The organism is Priestia sp. ABM2_011, assembly GCF_056158845.1.
Window position 1 is genome coordinate 2,645,664 of the sequence record NZ_JBSWUB010000001.1, and the last position, 15,921, is coordinate 2,661,584.

Genomic DNA, 15,921 nt, shown 5'->3' on the forward strand with positions numbered 1-15,921 from the left:
TTGCATATACGTTTGCTAGAAGTCTGATCTACAAGCGATTAGTGAAAAGCGTGAAAGGGTATCAGATATAAAAGAAGTATTATCCAAAATAAGATAGTTATTTCCAAAAGGCGTTCGTGTACGTTTATAATTTAAGTTAAAAATGCAAAAAACTTAATTATTTTAAGTTTTTTGCTGGTTTTTAACTTTTCTTTGCGCTACAATTAGCTCATATCAAAGTAAAAAAGGAGGGTATTCGGGTGTATCAAGAACAGCGCATGAGTGCGATTATTGAATACCTTCACACACACCGCACGATTACATTAGACGAAATTTGCGATATGTTCACCGTTTCAAAAGATACGGCGAGGCGTGATTTAGTCAAGCTTGAAGAAAACGGCGAGGTTATGAGAGTTAAAGGCGGAGCAACGCTATCGTCAAGTCATATCATTGATTACAGTGAACGGACGCCTACCAAAGCGAAAGAACAAATTGCTAAAGAAGCAGCTGCGTTAATGTCGGAGGGGTATGACGTACTTTTAGATACGTCCTCGACCATCGCACTGATGGCGAAGTACATGGATGTAAAGCATGTAACCGTTATTACGAATTCCATCGATAATGTGGATTTGCTCGATCAATATACCCCGTGTGATACGTTTTTGCTGCCGGGCAAGTTTAACGGGAAAAACCGTAACGTCACCGGGCCAAGAACGATTTCTACGTTGCAGGAATACAAAGTAGATCAGCTGTTTTTAGGTACGTGCGGCGTTGGTGCAGATGGTATCACGTCTCCAAGTGAAGAAGAAGCGTTTTTAAAAAGACAGATGATTCAATGTGCAAGACAAGTGATTATGCTTGCGGATCATACGAAGTTTGAACGTGAATTTTTACATCGAGTATGTGATATGAGCGACATTGATATCTTAATTACAAATAAAGACCCAGAAGCGGATGTAAAAGAAAAAATAGAACAAAATCAAGTGCGGCTTATCGTCACAGATTTTGATAAAGGAGAGGAAAAACGATGAAAAAAATAAAAGTAGGATTAGTAGGATACGGATTTTCAGCAACGGTCTTTCACACGCCGCTTTTAAGCGTGTTAGACGAATTTCATATTTCAAAGGTAATGAGTTCAAATCCTGAAAAAGTAAAGAGCGACTTAGAAGATGTTGAAGTAGTGAGCACTCTGTCTGAACTTCTAGAAGATGACAGCATTGATTTAGTGATTATTACAACGCCTAGCGGCATGCACTATGAAATGGTGAAAGACGCACTACGCGCAGGTAAGCACGTAATTGTTGAAAAGCCGATGGTGGTATCAGAAAAAGAAGCAAATGAATTAATTCAATTAGCAAAAGAACAAGGTGTTCAACTAAGCGTCTATCATAACCGTAGATGGGACAATGATTATTTGACAGTGAAACAGCTGATTGAAGAAGGGAAATTAGGCGACGTAAAAATGTATGAAGCTCATTTTGATCGCTATCGTCCAGCTGTTCGAGACCGCTGGAGAGAAAATGAAGGACCTGGGTCAGGAGCGCTTTACGATTTAGGATCTCATTTAATTGACCAAGCTTTACATCTTTTTGGAATGCCTGACTTTGTTCAAGCTGATGTGTTTGGGCAGCGAGATCATGCACGCACGGATGATTACTTCCACTTAGTGCTTGGATACGGTTCTCTTCGTGTTATTTTACATTCAAGCGCCATTGTGCCAAGCAACGGGCCTCGCTTTCAAGTTCATGGAACAAAAGCAAGCTATATCAAATACGGAATTGACGGCCAAGAAGATATGCTAAGAGCCGGCAAGAAGCCTGTGGATGATACGTGGGGAGCCGACAGCCCTGAACACTACGGTAAGCTGACAACGGGCGAAGGCGAAACAACAGAAATTGAAACGCTGCACGGTTCTTACGTGACGTACTACAAAAAAATTGCCGACAGCCTGCTTAGAGGAGAAAAACTTCCGGTTTCAGCAGAAGAAGCTCGTGACGTAGTTAAAGTCATTGAAGCGGCATTTGAAAGCAGCAAAGAAAAACGAGCGGTTTATTTTAACTAAGGAGCGAGAAACAGTGAGTAATCATTCGGCAGAGACGCTGCTTGAAAAAGTAGTTCAACAGGAAAAAGAACTGATCTTTCATCAATTTACAAATGACCAGGCTTTACAGATCGGCACGGCCATTATTAATGAAGCGAAAAGCAAGGGTAAGGCAGTAACTGTAAGTATTAAACGAAATGGTCAAACACTTTTTCATCATGCGATGGAAGGGGCTATTCCCGATCATGAAGAATGGATTAAACGAAAATCAAACACCGTTCTTCGTCACCATCACAGCTCGTACTATATGAAGCTGTACTGCGAGTTAAAAGATCGTTCTTACGCGCAGTTTTACGCAGCGAATCCTCAGGAATTCGAAGCAGTAGGAGGGTCATTTCCAATTTCGGTTAAAAACGTCGGCGTAATTGGAACCATTACCGTATCAGGCATGTCGCAAGAAGAAGATCATACACTTGTGGCAGATACGATTCGCAGCTTTAGTTCGTAAAGAAAGAACTTAGGGTAGGAATAGTTTAAGGAAATCCGAACGATAAATCGTTCGGATCTTTTTATTGGTTTGGTAAACGAAGGTTTCGCCTACTTAACTATGTCTCAACCTCTATTTTTGCGGAGCCATTATCTGCTGAAGTGCTTAATGGCAGAATCATTTAAAGAAAAATCTTCTTTGGTAAGCGCCGTTTGATTCTGTGTTTCGCATTCTTTAGTAGGATGCTCTTCTTTTTTAGAAACAGTAGAAACTTGTTCGTTATTTTCATACGTGTAGTTTGTTGACATTATGTTTCACCTCTTGTATCTAGTGTTTGAGGTACAGAAAATAAAATAAGAAGAAATATCAGGAATACCTTAAAGAGAAGGGTACTCTTTAAATTATTTGAACTCGTGCAAAAAATTGTCTACACTAAACACTGATACATAAATCAAGTGAGGAGAACGTGGACAGTTTATGAAGTTGATTTCCTGGAACGTAAATGGCATTCGCGCGTGTGTGCGAAAAGGTTTTTTAGATTATTTTCAAGAAGTGGATGCAGATGTATTTTGTATTCAAGAGACGAAGCTGCAGGAAGGCCAAATTGATTTGCAGCTAGAAGGGTATTATCAGTATTGGAATTACGCCGTGAAAAAAGGCTATTCTGGAACGGCTGTTTTTACAAAGCAGAAGCCTTTATCGGTTTCATACGGTGTGGATAAAGAATCGGAAGACGAAGGACGTATCATTACGCTTGAATTTGAACAATGCTATGTAGTAAATGTGTATACGCCAAATTCTAAAAGAGATTTAGCAAGGCTTGAAGAAAGGCTTCAATGGGAAGACGATTTGCTCGTGTACTTAAACAAATTGAATAGCCGTAAAGCGGTGATTTTGTGCGGAGACTTAAACGTAGCACACGCAGAAATTGACTTGCGTAATCCGAAGCCAAACCGAGGGAATTCTGGTTTTACAATAGAAGAGCGAGGAAAAATGACGACGCTTCTTGCTAGCGGATTTCTTGATACATTTCGCTATTTGTATCCGAATCAAGAAGGAGCATACACGTGGTGGTCGTATATGAACAAAGTGAGAGAACGAAATATCGGATGGCGCATTGATTATTTTATCGTCTCGGAGAGAATCAAAGATGTTATTCAAGAAGCTACTATTCATCCGCATGTAATGGGAAGCGACCACTGTCCTGTGATGTTGGAATTAAATGTACCTCATCTATGATATCTTTCTATATAATAGAAGAAAAACGGAAAAAAGGTTGGTTCACGCGAACGGTTGCGGTATAGTAAACATATTAAAAAGTACAGAATGTTTCATGAGATAAAGGGGGAGACAGAGGTGAAGCGAGACTCGCTGCAAACCATTGAACACGAAATTGCGCTGCTTGTTCGTCTAACAACGACGCACAGTCCTAAGCTTGGAAGCTTGGACCGTTCTGAGTATTTACTGTTAAGCGAGCTAGATCAGCGCAGTCCGCTCGGGATTAATGCATTAGCTGAAAATTTAAAGCTGAGCTTATCTACAGCTAGCCGGCAAGTATCTGCGCTTGAGACTAAACAGTTTGTTCGTCGCTTTCCGAGTCCAGAAAATGGGCGGATTAGTTTAATTGAAATGACGGATGCAGGGAAAGATATTTTGCAGCATGTACAAAGCAAGCGTAAACAAGCCTATGCTGAAGTGTTAGAAAATTGGTCGGAAGAAGAGGTTTTGGCACTGGAAAAAAGTTTATCACGCTTGAATCTTGATTTTAAAAGATGGCGCAGTAATGGATGTTAAAGCGAATACATATAGATGAACAAAAAGGCTATTGAAAAATAGTCTTTTTAAGTTGAAACAAAGAAGTTGATTTCTTCATTAAAAGATGTATAATATGTAGTGCTGCTATAACTTGCATGATACAACTTGTACAATAAAATATGTAAGGAATTGTTAGTCATATGAAAAGAATTTAATAAAAGGAGGAATAAATATGAGTCAGAATAATCCAGCAGTAGCCTCCGACAAACAAGGTTTAAGCGTACCTAAATACTTAATTATGGCGATTTTAACGCTATTTTCAATTGGCCCTCAGTATTTTTTGAATTTATCTTACACGGTCAATCAAGTATTGATTCAAAATCGATTTGATGCGAGTACACAAAGCTTACTATTGCCATCTATTATTTCTAACTTGGCATTTGGACTTGGGGTACCAATTGGTCCGATGCTTGCGAAAAAATATGGCGTACGTAAAGCATACTTAACGTTCGTTTTAGTCTTTTTAGCAGGTTCGATTATCAACGTTTTTTCTGAAAATGTGGCGTTTTTATCCCTTGGTCGTCTGATTCAAGGCTTAAGCTCAGGAATGCTGTTTTTAACCATTATTCCAGCTGCGCTGATTTCGTTTCCGAATAAAATCCGAAACTTCTTTTTAGTATTAGCGATCGGCGGACTGTTCGGTTCAACGGCGATTGGAGCCTTTTTAGGCGCTGTATCTCTTAGCATGGATAATTGGCGCTGGGTGTTTGTTTTAGGAATACTTGCTTCTCTTGTCTCTCTGTTTATCGGATATAAGGTATTACCTGCTCATGATCCAACTCAGCAAGAAGACCGTCCAGTGGATAAGAAAAGTATCTTTATTCTTAGCCTTATTATGATTTTATTAGTTTATCCACTGTATGAACTAAGATACGAAGGATTTGCTTCTATCCAAGTGTGGCCGTTCTTACTAGCTGCAGCAGGGTTAGTTGTCATTTTTGTCTTAGTTGATTTAGCGGCTGAAAATCCGTTAGTACCATTAAAATCGCTGCTAGCCGTAAAACCAGTTGCGGGTACAATTATGGCCATTGGCGGTCATATGGCATACATCTTAGCAATTGCAGGTATTAATGGCGTCATGCAAAATGTGCAAAATGCATCGTACACCACGCTTTCTTATTTTTATTTATACTTTTTTGTTGGGGTACTGATTTCAGCATTTGCAACGACATTCTTATATGACAAATTTGGTCCAGGTTATCTTGGAGCGATTGGATCACTTCTTATTGTCATTGTAGGATTTAGCTGGGTGAATGTATCAGCTGATACATCACTAGTAAGTTTATATGTTCACATTATGCTCTTTGGTATGGGTGTTAGTATGGCACTGGTATCCGGTGCATTAGGAGCGGCACTAGCCGGAGATTTACATCAAGCTTCGATGCGTTCCATTTCACTGCACTCCATTCGAAATTTATTAGGAGCGATTGTAGCACCTGTGATTGGGTGGTTTGTTGTTCGACAAAACGCGATTTATTATGAAGATTTCCGAGGTCAAATTAGCTCAGTAGATCCTCAGGTGAAGATGCAGCTATCTGAAATGATCAAACGCTATATGGGTATGGGAATGAGTCAAGCAGACGCAAAAACATCGGCCGTGACGGCTGTTGTAGCAGGCGCTAAAAAAGCGTCGATTTTACATGCGTATCACAACTTATTTTTCATGCTTGGTATTTTAGGCGTAATTATGCTCATTGCTTCACTAAGTAAAGCGTGGAGCGGTGAAAATAGAATTCTTGTTCAAAAAGAAGAGGTTCAAGAAGAAGCTGAGCCGCAAGAAGAAAGAAAAATGCTGCCGGCACCTCAAACAGAAGAAACCTCTGTATAATATACTAACTATAGAAAGAAGGAATTCCGATGAGTAAAAGTCGTTTATTGGTTACTAACATTGTTGGAATCATTGTGATTTTATTACTAGTAGGCTTTGGTGGATATTATTTCTACGAAAAAGCAAATTACGTTAAAACAGATGAAGCGCAGGTAGAAGCACCGCTTTCACAAGTCATCGCTTCAGCTAACGGTCAGTTAAGCGAATGGAATGTAAAAGAAGGAGATAGCGTTTCTCAAGGTGATTCTGTTGGAAGCTTAAAAGAAGGCGAAAAATCAACAGACGTAACGTCTATGATTGACGGAACAATTATTAAAAACAACGCATCTCAAAATCAATTAGTAAAAGCTGGCGATGTGTTAGCACAAACAGCTGATTTATCTAAAATCTATATCAATGCAAACATTAAAGAAACAGACCTAGGTGATTTAGAAGAAGGAGACAGCGTCGACATTACAGTGGACGGAGATTCAGGTAAAGTCTTTAAAGGCCATGTTGAAGCAATCGGTCGCGCAACAAACTCAGTGTCTTCTATGCTTCCTGCTCAAAATACAGGAAACTACACAAAAGTAACGCAAAAAGTACCGGTGAAAATTTCAATTGATGACGCATCAGATAAAGTTCTTCCAGGTATGAACGCAGAAGTGAAAATTTCAATTTAATAACGGAAAAAAAGCTGCTTCCTCTAAGGAAGCGGCTTTTTTTATGCCTAAACAAATAAAATAAAAAATGTGCTAAAAAGGGGATGTATACAAAGGAAATGTGTGGTAAGATACTTCTTGTTTGAAATTGGATATCGGTAAAGAAGGTGATGGGATGACCGCGGTCGAAACAAAAAAAGGGCCAAAAGAAAAGCTGAATTTGTTTTTCTTAACGTGGCCGATCTTTTTAGAAGTGTTTCTTTTTATGTTAATGGGGATTGCTGATACCTTTATGCTAAGTGCGCTGTCGGATGATGCCGTATCAGGAGTCGGAGCAGCCAATCAATACCTTCACATTGCGATTTTGGTGTTAGAGGTCATTGGTAACGGAGCGGCAATTGTTGTCTCTCAGTATTTAGGATCAAAACGGTATATGGAAGCGTCAAAGATTTCTGCTTTGGCCGTTACGTTAAATTTAGGAGTCGGGCTAGTCATTAGCGCGGGTTTTCTTTTGTTTTCAAGACATATGATGGAAGCGATGAACTTACAAGGTGACTTGCTGATGTATGCACAAAGCTATTTATCCATCGTTGGAGGAGCTATTTTTCTTCAAGCGATTATTAACTCTCTTGCAGCAATTATTCGCGTACATGGCTTTACGAAGCAGGCAATGTTTGTTTCACTTGGAATGAACATTTTTCATATTGCAGGAAACTATGCTTTAATCTTCGGGAAGTTCGGCTTTCCGGAAATGGGCGTGCAAGGAGCAGCGATTTCATCTGCGTTCAGCCGATTTGTTGCCCTTATTGTGTTCTTTTGGCTGCTGTATCAAGTGATGGAATATAGAGTGAAATTTCAATACTACATTACTCTTTCAAAAGAATATATCGGTAAAATTTTAAAAATCGGTATTCCCTCGGCTTTTGAACAAGTGATGTATCAAGGCTGTCAAATTGTCTTTTTATACTATGCAACCTACCTAGGAGCAGAATCACTTGCTGCGAGACAGTACGCAATGAATATTTCAATGTTCATTTACTTATTTGCCATTGCAATTGGAATGGGTACAGCGATTATTGTCGGCCGTTTAGTAGGCGGAAACGAAAAAGATGAAGCGTACCATCGCGTATGGAAAAGCGTCAAATGGGCCAGTGCCGTAACGATGATGATGGTTGTTCTTGTGATGACATTCAGAACACAGCTGATCAGCGTGTTTACAGACAATCCGCATATCATTGAGCTTGGGGCGACGGTGCTGCTTCTGAGCATTGTGCTTGAAACGGGAAGAACGATGAACATTGTGCTGATTAACTCGCTGCGGGCAGCGGGAGATGCCAAATATCCGGTGTTAATTGGTGCGATGTCGATGGTCATGATGAGCTTGCCGCTCGGTTATTTCTTCGTTTTCCATTTAGACATGGGGCTCGCTGGCATTTGGCTTGCCATCGCAGCCGATGAATGGACGCGCGCAGTTATTATGTTTTTTCGCTGGAAAAGCCGAGCATGGGAAAACTACGGACTTATACAGCACGAACAAACAGCTGAAGAACCAACGCCGGTTCAAGTATAAAACAAAACCTCTGCAGAATGTGCAGAGGTTTTTTGCTGTGTAAAAAAACGAAGTAAAGTTGGTCTTTTTACGCAAAAAGCTTTAATTTGTGGGAAAAAACGGGTATGGGTACAAAGAAATGGTTTTATTCTACTTATTCTTTGTTTTAGATAACGGTATATGGTTGGATGACGTATTTAGACATGAGTCTTTTTTCTCTGATTTTCCATTTTTATCTCAATTCATGAAACTAGAAGCATAAAAAAGAGAGTTTTTTCCTATTTAGCTATAATGAGACAAATTTTATACTTATAATTATTGGATTAAACTCGAAATGTGCGGAACAGGAGGAACGATATGGGGTTAGGAAGCGTATTAGACGGACTGCTGGGTGAAGTATCTGGAAGAGTCTCAGATGTAGAAGGGAAAATTTCTAAGCTAAGAACGGCTAAAAGTAAAATTGAGCATGAACAAGCTGTTTCATTAAAAGAAATTGAACACATCAAAAAGCCTGAGCTGGGAGACAAATGGACGGGTACGTTATCGGATGATTTTGACGAAAAACGTACGGCAGCCTACGACAACATAAAAGGCATTTTAGACGGTGATTACGATGGATACATTCGTGAAATTGAAACAAAGATATGGGCGCTAGAAGCTGAAAAAGGAGCTTTGAGTGGCTTGAACGCCGTTATTGGAGAAGCGGATTCTTTATTAGCTAAAGGTGAAGAAGCCTATGACGCAGTAGAAAACAAGATTAGTGAAATTAGAAGGGGGCTGTTTTCATGACAATTAAGCTTGATCACGCTGACGTTATCAAAAAGCTTGAAGCAGTCAGCACAGCGATTGGAAATTTATCCATTAGCAAAATGCCTGACCTTGGAAAAAACAGCCTTGATACTACAGAGAAATGGGAAGCGCGCGAAGAAGAAATTCAAACGCTTATTTCTACTTATATAAAAGCACTAAACAAAAACGTAAAAGATACAAAATCTAATGTAGACTTACTAAAAGAACAAGACGAATCTATTATCCATTCGTAGCAGCAAAGGGGGATGACTGTGGGAAAGGTATACGATGCAAAAGCGCTGTTTGATGTAGCAAAAGACAGGGAAAAAGCCTACGATGAGTTACTAAGCCAGCTGGGTGAACTGAAAAAAGCGCTGCAGGGCGTAGCGGACTTAGATGGCAGCTTAGAAGGAAAAGGCGCTGACAATATAAAATCTTTTTATAAGCAGCACGCCGATACGGCCGGACAGTGGGAAAACTTAATTAAAATGCAGCAAAGCTATTTTTCAACGCTTCACGTTAAAGCTGAAAAAGCAAAGCTATCAGGAAGCACGATTGTAACTGAATCATTTTTAGAAACAGAGCTAAAAAACGCCAATAGCAATGCTAAAGAAATGGTTGCGCAGCAGCACGACGATCTGCAGAGTATTTTAAACGGCATCGATGATATCGTCTCTATTTCAGCGTTTTCAACGAGTGAGTTTAACGATAAAATAGAAGAAGCAGAGAAAAAACGCACCGATACAATTGAAGCAGTGAACCAGCTTGACGCTGAATGGTCAAAAGAATACAGCGAAATGGATGACTTCTATGCGGTAGTGGATACGCTAGTAAGCGGCTTAGAGCTTGCTACGAGTCAAGGAGGAAGTGTCTATCAGCTTGCCTTTGACGAAAAAGCCTATCACGACAGCGAACTGTATAAAGTTCAAACAAAGCTAAACGACTATGCAACTTCATATGTTGACTACAACAAGCAGCAAGAAGAAGTATACGAGCTGGAAAAAAAGCAAGAAGAAGAAGCAAACAAGCCGTGGTACGAAAAAACGTGGGACGCGGTTTCTACCTTTACAGGAGAGGTCAGCGGATATTATGATTATAAACGAGCAGCAGAAGGCGTGGACCCTGTTACGGGTGAAAAACTTTCTACCTCACAGCGCGTCGCAGCAGGAGCCATGGCAGCAGCCGGCTTCATTCCGGTTGTCGGCTGGGTAGGAAGAGCCGCAAAAGGTGGAAAAGCCATCTACAAAACGGCTAAAGGCCTAAGCGCAGCGGATCACGCCCTAGACGCCTACAAATCCGCCAAATCCTTCAAAGTCCTGGAGCAAACCGAAAAAGGCCTCTACGGTCTTGTGGCTGCAAACGGACTAGGAGAATACATGACCGGACGCGACATGTTCGGGAATAAAATCAGTGAAGAGCAGCGTAAAGCAAGTCTTCTGCAAGCATTAGGAATTGCTGGAGCTGGAGCGCTTTCTACGAAGGTAGCGGGGAAAATGGGACAAAGCCTTGCGACCAAAGGAACCGAAAAGCTCAACAACATGCGCAACACGCTTCGCACAAGCGCTGTTGCCAACGTCACAAAGCAAGCCTACCAAAGCGTCAAAAATGCACCGGCCTCTTGGACACAGTCGCTACATAAAACGTATAACAACATCCTAGACAGCAGTATGCCAAGACTGGGGCCGGAGCTAGCACCTGCAGGTCCAGCACTTGCCCAGCAGACGGTGAGAGAGACCTTGCAGAATGTGAAGCAGCAGACGATGCAGATGATTGGTAAGGTAACCTACGATCCTGTTCATAATCGCTATCGCAGAGCTGATGGAAGGTTTATGTCCAAGCGTGATGTGGAGAAGCTGGGTGATTCGGTTAAGGTAGAGACGGTCAAAAAGGTTGATGAGCCTGTAAAAGTAGAGCATGTGAGTGAACGTTCAATTCAAAAGGATACTGAGGGTACTGGTAATGGTAATATCCACTTTGGTAAGACAGATTTGGACGCTTTAAGAAAAAAGTGGAATGTTCCAGAAACTGATACAATAGCGGTAGGTAAAACTGATGTAAAGGAACTTGAAGGGTTGATTTTTGAAGGAGGGTCACCGAAAGTTAGGAAAGAAGCTGGGCTTCCAGACCTTGATGTATCAAATCCAAACAGACCAATAAAATCTTCGGGGAAAATACCATCTGCTACAAGACATGCTGAAGAGGGAGTAGCGAATCAATTTGTTGAGGCAGTCGAGAAAGCAGGTATACAACCTCAGGATGTAGTTGGGATTTTTAAGCTACATCAATCTAACCCCTCTGGGGTATGTCCAACTTGTCTTAGTGGGTTAGGAAATCCTAAAAAAGATCCAGGTATAATAAAACAATTAAGTTTAAAATATCCTAACTTAATTGTTGAGGTAACCTCACAGGCGGTAGAAGGTACTAAAGTCACTGGAAGGTTAAATTTTAGAGTGAAAAATGGTGTATATATTGATTAGGAGTGGGTTAAATGAATCGATTTAATAATTTGAGTGAGGATGCCAAAGTAGTTTATCTATTGTCGCTATCGGACTTGATTATTGACAAGATTTCTAAATCTGAAGGATTTGAAGTAGCTGTTGAGTCATTAGAAAAAGCTTGGGAATGGTTAAAATTTAAGAATATTGACGCATCTAACCTTTATTTATATTTAGAAAACATGGATGAAACAGATATCATGACTTATATGCAACTCGATAATGATGAAGATAATGAAAAAGTATGGATATGTATAGGAAATGCTTTGGCATATACAATTTGGGAGGCGTATCAATATGAACAAGGTAAATATCTCCCACAGACTATTGAAAGTGTTGATTACGAGACTGTCGAAAGTTTCATAACAAACTTTGAGAAGGTTTATGAGAATAATAGCTTGTCAGATGGATTATTACACTTTCTGGAAGAAAATTATCCGAAAGATACTGATAAAAAGGTGGATTTAACTTCAGTAAAGATTTTTATTAATGAATCTATTGAGAAATAAATAACTAAACAACCCCAAAAAATTCATAATTATTTAGTAATCTAAGCACACTTGTTATACTTTTAAAGACTGATTTTACCTTAAATGATAAGAGAGAATCAGCCTTTTAGGTAACAAGTGTTTTTGTTTTTTTGAGATAGTCATACTTTGTGTACTTAAATGATGATTTATTGAAGTTCATAACCCATTAAGGTAGTACCATCAAGGAGTATCGATTTAACTTCATAATGGTGGTACTCCTATAATGGTAAATACTCTTAGAACCCCATAAATTGAATGATGCTTGGGAAGAGGGGGATGAGAGCTACGATACATCCGCACCACGAATTTTTATGGTATTAGATATTTTAAATGAGGATATTGGGAAAATTAAAGTATTGTATCAAGAGCATCAAAGAGATATGCTTACTAAGATGAAATTAATCTATGATGTAAGGATCAGCAATTTTAAAGCTGAATACAAGTATGACTTATATACGCATGATGATATTAAAACAACAAGTCATATTGCTGTTGAATGGTTTGAAAACGTGAAAGATAATAAGTTTTAATTTCGTATTGATATGTGAGCTTAGTAGAATTCAGCTTGGTTTGAATCAATAGATCATCATATTTGATATTCTTTTGAAGTTTTTTGGTATATAACGACTATAAAAGTGCAAGTATCTCTGTGAAAATACGGATGGTGCTTGCATTTTTTATATGAGTATGAAATTGTGAAACAAATTAATTCAATCTATGGAAACCGAAAAAGGAATCTACGATATTGTTACCATAAATGGCTTGAAAGAATACATAACCAGACGCGACATGTTGAGGAACAACATTAGTGCAGGTAAAATAGATAACAATCGTTCTAATGGAATTTGTTTTATTATGGAGAAAGATAAAGGTTGGGCAAATGCTTTGAAGAAAGCTTTTCTAAAAAAGTATTGGTAAAAATATTTTTCTGTTAAAAATGGCATTCAATACGCCCTATTAAATTTAGAATATAGTATCAAATTGAAGGTGAAGAATTAGAAAGAGTAACAATTAAAAATCAGGCGGGAGGATAAATTTTATGCAAATGGAAAGCCAGTTACAGGAATTGTATCAAGAAATAGCAGAAACGGTTAATAATATGATTCCAGAAGAATGGGGGGAATTTTATTTTTATGCACAGATTGATGAATCAGAGGGGCGAGTTTACTTTTTTTATAAATCAATTAGAGATAATAGCTACACGTATAGTCTAGATATACCAAAACAATTTAACATATCGGAACTAGAATTTAATAATGAAGAAGATAAGCTTTTTGATCTTAGTGAACAGCTCAGGGAAATCTTTAAAGAAAATAACCAGGAACTATGGTATTCTTTTACGCTAATGTTAGAGCAAACAGGGAAGTTCTCTGTATCATTTGATTATACAGATTGGTTGAATACAGATTACGGATTTGTAGCACAGAAAAAGATTTGGAAGTACAAATATTTAGATGAAGTACCAACAGATGAAAAAACTAAGAATTTAATAGATCAATATTTAAAAGAGTATCCCAGTAATCCCATTTAAATAATTATTAAAGTTATAAGTAAACACACTGTATTTTATGAAAATCAGTGTGTTTTTATATTATAGAAAAACTAAGACTTTTAATTTAAGCCTTTCTCACTGATGTAAAACTCTTCAAATCTCAACTCACTATAGCAACCGCCTTGATAAGGAATAAGGAAGAGCTGCAAACGGGCTAGGAGAATACATGACCGAACGCGACATGTTCGGGAATAAATCAGTGAAGAGCAGCGTAAAGCAAGTCTTCTGCAAGCATTAGGAATTGCTGGAGCTGGAGCGCTTTCTACGAAGGTAGCGGGGAAAATGGGACAAAGCCTTGCGACCAAAGGAACCGAAAAGCTCAACAACATGCGCAACACGCTTCGCACAAGCGCCGTTGCCAACGTCACAAAGCAAGCCTACCAAAGCGTCAAAAATGCACCGGCCTCTTGGACACAGTCGCTACATAAAACGTATAACAACATCCTAGACAGTAGTATGCCAAGACTGGGTCCAGAACTTGTGCCGGCAGGTCCAGCACTTGCCCAGCAGACGGTGAGGGAGACCTTGCAGAATGTGAAGAAACAGACGCTGCAGATGATTGAAAAGCCTGTAAAAGTAGAGCGTGTGAGTGAACGTCAAATTCAAACGGGTACTAAGGGTACAGGTGAAGGTAGTAGGATTATTTCTGGTACTCCGGGTATTGTAACAGGAGGGAATTCTACTAAATTAGGAAAAAATATGATGACAGAAATGGGACTTAAACGTTCAACTAAATGGAGTGGATATCAAGCACAGCATATTATTCCTTCTGAAATGGCAGATAATCCTGTAATTAAAAAGATAGGTATGAATTTCGATGACTCATCAAACGGTATTTTCCTAAGAGTACCAGATGATAATATAAGTACAATGGCTAGACACAGAGGATATCATTCTGTCTACAATGAAGTAGTTGCAAGAGCATTAAATAAAATGGATATTAGCCAAAGTATTAATAGTTTACAAAATCAGGTATATGATTTACAAAAAAATTTAAGAAAACTACAGGGAAATGGTTTACCATTGTATCCAAGCCAAGGTGCAACAGTAGAACTTTGGGAAAGAAAGCTAAAACAATTGGAAATACAAAATAAGTAAATATTAATAAGGTGGTAAGGTGTAATGGAAAATAAAGATATTAGTTTGCTTGAAGAATTACTTTATAATACAAATAAAGAGGATACAATTAACCGAATAAAGAATATAGATAATCCAATAATCCTTCATTGTTTTGCAGCAAATTATAATTGGAATAGTGGATTTGATATACCAAATGCAATTCTTGAAAATGAAAATTGTGACTTAGGAACGGGATTACTAATGTTTCATTATGCGGATGGATATCGACTATTAGGAAGTCCGGAGGAAGTTTCGGATTCTCCATTGCAAGAATGGAAGGTTTTTATATTAAAACTTCAGAATAAAATTATGAATTTAGAGTTTAAAACACAAAATATATCATTTAACCCTGAATTGACAAAAATTCAAATATTCAAGTTGAAAAAAAGTAACCCAAATATTTCAGATATTCTCATTAGTGAGTCACCAGGAAATACAATTGATATTCCTAAAATATAAATAAACATTAAAAACTCATTACAGTGAATAAATGAGTTTGGTTATAGTAATTTTATAAAGCTTACTATATTATATTTTGTGTACGGATATCATAAAGTTTGTGGTGCTAAATTTAAATACCCACAAGTATGTATGAATAAAAAATAAGTAGGAAGTAGATAGAAAAAACAAAAGGGTATTTGAAAATATATACTTCATGATGGTTGTACCATCATGGAGTACTGTGTGCAATGATAGGATAGAAAAATGAAGTACGAGCTTAGGCGAGATGACATTTTACTAGGTGATAAATATAAAACCATAGAATGCATATCAACCTAACGAACTCGTACAAACTCGTAAGTTTTAACGTAGTTGTTGTCACGACATATAAAATGGGTTATACCGTCACTACAAAACTTACAAATTTATGCTACTTAAAAAAAGATGAACTTAAAGCACTTGATTGTCACTTATGGCAACGAGTGCTTTTTTACGTTTTAACCCAAAAATATGCTGGTACGCGTATAATTTTATAAGTGTGCTAAGTGTTAAATTTATAGATTATAATTGGTTTTGTACAATGTGTGACACTACTAGAGAAAAAAACGATATAAAAAATTAAGTGGTGTATTCTTTTTTGAAGTCACTAAATAAT

16 protein-coding genes and 1 pseudogene are annotated in these 15,921 nt (G+C 38.3%); 16 read left to right on the forward strand and 1 reads right to left on the reverse strand.

All coding sequences use genetic code 11. From position 1 onward, the window contains the following. Window positions 1-239 precede the first annotated feature (239 nt). From ACXAE4_RS14295 to ACXAE4_RS14305, 3 genes are read left to right on the forward strand one after another with little or no spacing between them, the layout of a single operon-like run. A complete protein-coding gene (locus ACXAE4_RS14295; protein ID WP_028413053.1) occupies window positions 240-1,010 on the forward strand; it encodes a DeoR/GlpR family DNA-binding transcription regulator in 771 nt (256 codons plus the stop codon). Then, complete coding sequence (locus ACXAE4_RS14300) at window positions 1,007-2,041, forward strand: oxidoreductase (RefSeq protein WP_028413054.1); 1,035 nt, start codon at window positions 1,007-1,009, stop codon at window positions 2,039-2,041. The genes ACXAE4_RS14295 and ACXAE4_RS14300 overlap by 4 nt, the downstream gene beginning before the upstream one ends. 13 nt (window positions 2,042-2,054) lie before the next feature. Then, window positions 2,055-2,528: a heme-degrading domain-containing protein gene (locus ACXAE4_RS14305; protein WP_289577841.1), complete on the forward strand. Its 474-nt coding sequence runs from the start codon at window positions 2,055-2,057 to the stop codon at window positions 2,526-2,528. Between the two features lie 128 nt (window positions 2,529-2,656). Here ACXAE4_RS14305 and ACXAE4_RS14310 read toward each other — a convergent pair whose 3' ends face one another. After that, complete coding sequence (locus ACXAE4_RS14310; RefSeq protein ID WP_165635279.1) at window positions 2,657-2,815, reverse strand: hypothetical protein; 159 nt, start codon at window positions 2,813-2,815, stop codon at window positions 2,657-2,659. Between the two features lie 169 nt (window positions 2,816-2,984). Between ACXAE4_RS14310 and ACXAE4_RS14315 the strand changes: the two genes are divergently transcribed. From ACXAE4_RS14315 to ACXAE4_RS14375, 13 genes and pseudogenes are all read left to right on the forward strand, one after another. Continuing rightward, complete coding sequence (locus ACXAE4_RS14315) at window positions 2,985-3,746, forward strand: exodeoxyribonuclease III (protein ID WP_028413056.1); 762 nt, start codon at window positions 2,985-2,987, stop codon at window positions 3,744-3,746. 117 nt (window positions 3,747-3,863) lie between these two features. Continuing rightward, entirely contained in the window at window positions 3,864-4,301 is a 438-nt protein-coding gene (locus tag ACXAE4_RS14320; RefSeq protein ID WP_014459764.1) for a MarR family winged helix-turn-helix transcriptional regulator, read from the forward strand. A 193-nt stretch (window positions 4,302-4,494) separates the two neighbouring features. Continuing rightward, window positions 4,495-6,150, forward strand: coding sequence for an MFS transporter (locus ACXAE4_RS14325; protein WP_028413057.1), 1,656 nt, complete (start codon window positions 4,495-4,497; stop codon window positions 6,148-6,150). Between the two features lie 29 nt (window positions 6,151-6,179). Then, window positions 6,180-6,812 carry an HlyD family secretion protein gene (locus ACXAE4_RS14330; protein ID WP_025751627.1) on the forward strand — a complete coding sequence of 211 codons (633 nt, stop codon included), beginning with the start codon at window positions 6,180-6,182 and terminating at the stop codon, window positions 6,810-6,812. Between the two features lie 154 nt (window positions 6,813-6,966). After that, window positions 6,967-8,361: an MATE family efflux transporter gene (locus ACXAE4_RS14335; RefSeq protein ID WP_475236258.1), complete on the forward strand. Its 1,395-nt coding sequence runs from the start codon at window positions 6,967-6,969 to the stop codon at window positions 8,359-8,361. Between the two features lie 336 nt (window positions 8,362-8,697). Continuing rightward, a complete protein-coding gene (locus tag ACXAE4_RS14340; protein ID WP_013057382.1) occupies window positions 8,698-9,129 on the forward strand; it encodes a YwqH-like family protein in 432 nt (143 codons plus the stop codon). Next, the gene (locus tag ACXAE4_RS14345) at window positions 9,126-9,383 is read left to right on the forward strand and encodes a YwqI/YxiC family protein (protein ID WP_013083474.1); all 258 of its coding nucleotides are present in this window, start codon (window positions 9,126-9,128) and stop codon (window positions 9,381-9,383) included. The genes ACXAE4_RS14340 and ACXAE4_RS14345 overlap by 4 nt, the downstream gene beginning before the upstream one ends. Window positions 9,384-9,401: 18 nt before the next feature. Beyond that, the gene (locus ACXAE4_RS14350; RefSeq protein ID WP_224980216.1) at window positions 9,402-11,606 is read left to right on the forward strand and encodes a ribonuclease YeeF family protein; all 2,205 of its coding nucleotides are present in this window, start codon (window positions 9,402-9,404) and stop codon (window positions 11,604-11,606) included. A gap of 11 nt (window positions 11,607-11,617) precedes the next feature. Next, entirely contained in the window at window positions 11,618-12,133 is a 516-nt protein-coding gene (locus tag ACXAE4_RS14355) for an Imm6 family immunity protein (RefSeq protein ID WP_098999559.1), read from the forward strand. A 240-nt stretch (window positions 12,134-12,373) separates the two neighbouring features. Continuing rightward, a pseudogene (locus tag ACXAE4_RS14360) lies at window positions 12,374-12,684 on the forward strand (DUF600 domain-containing protein); the annotation flags it as partial. Between the two features lie 515 nt (window positions 12,685-13,199). Then, window positions 13,200-13,685: an antitoxin YezG family protein gene (locus ACXAE4_RS14365; RefSeq protein WP_141558918.1), complete on the forward strand. Its 486-nt coding sequence runs from the start codon at window positions 13,200-13,202 to the stop codon at window positions 13,683-13,685. 303 nt (window positions 13,686-13,988) lie between these two features. Continuing rightward, window positions 13,989-14,804 carry an AHH domain-containing protein gene (locus ACXAE4_RS14370; RefSeq protein WP_310876467.1) on the forward strand — a complete coding sequence of 272 codons (816 nt, stop codon included), beginning with the start codon at window positions 13,989-13,991 and terminating at the stop codon, window positions 14,802-14,804. A gap of 24 nt (window positions 14,805-14,828) precedes the next feature. Continuing rightward, window positions 14,829-15,284 (forward strand): DUF4274 domain-containing protein, encoded by a 456-nt coding sequence (locus ACXAE4_RS14375; protein WP_099000624.1) that lies wholly within the window; start codon window positions 14,829-14,831, stop codon window positions 15,282-15,284. The last annotated feature ends 637 nt before the right edge of the window (window positions 15,285-15,921 follow it).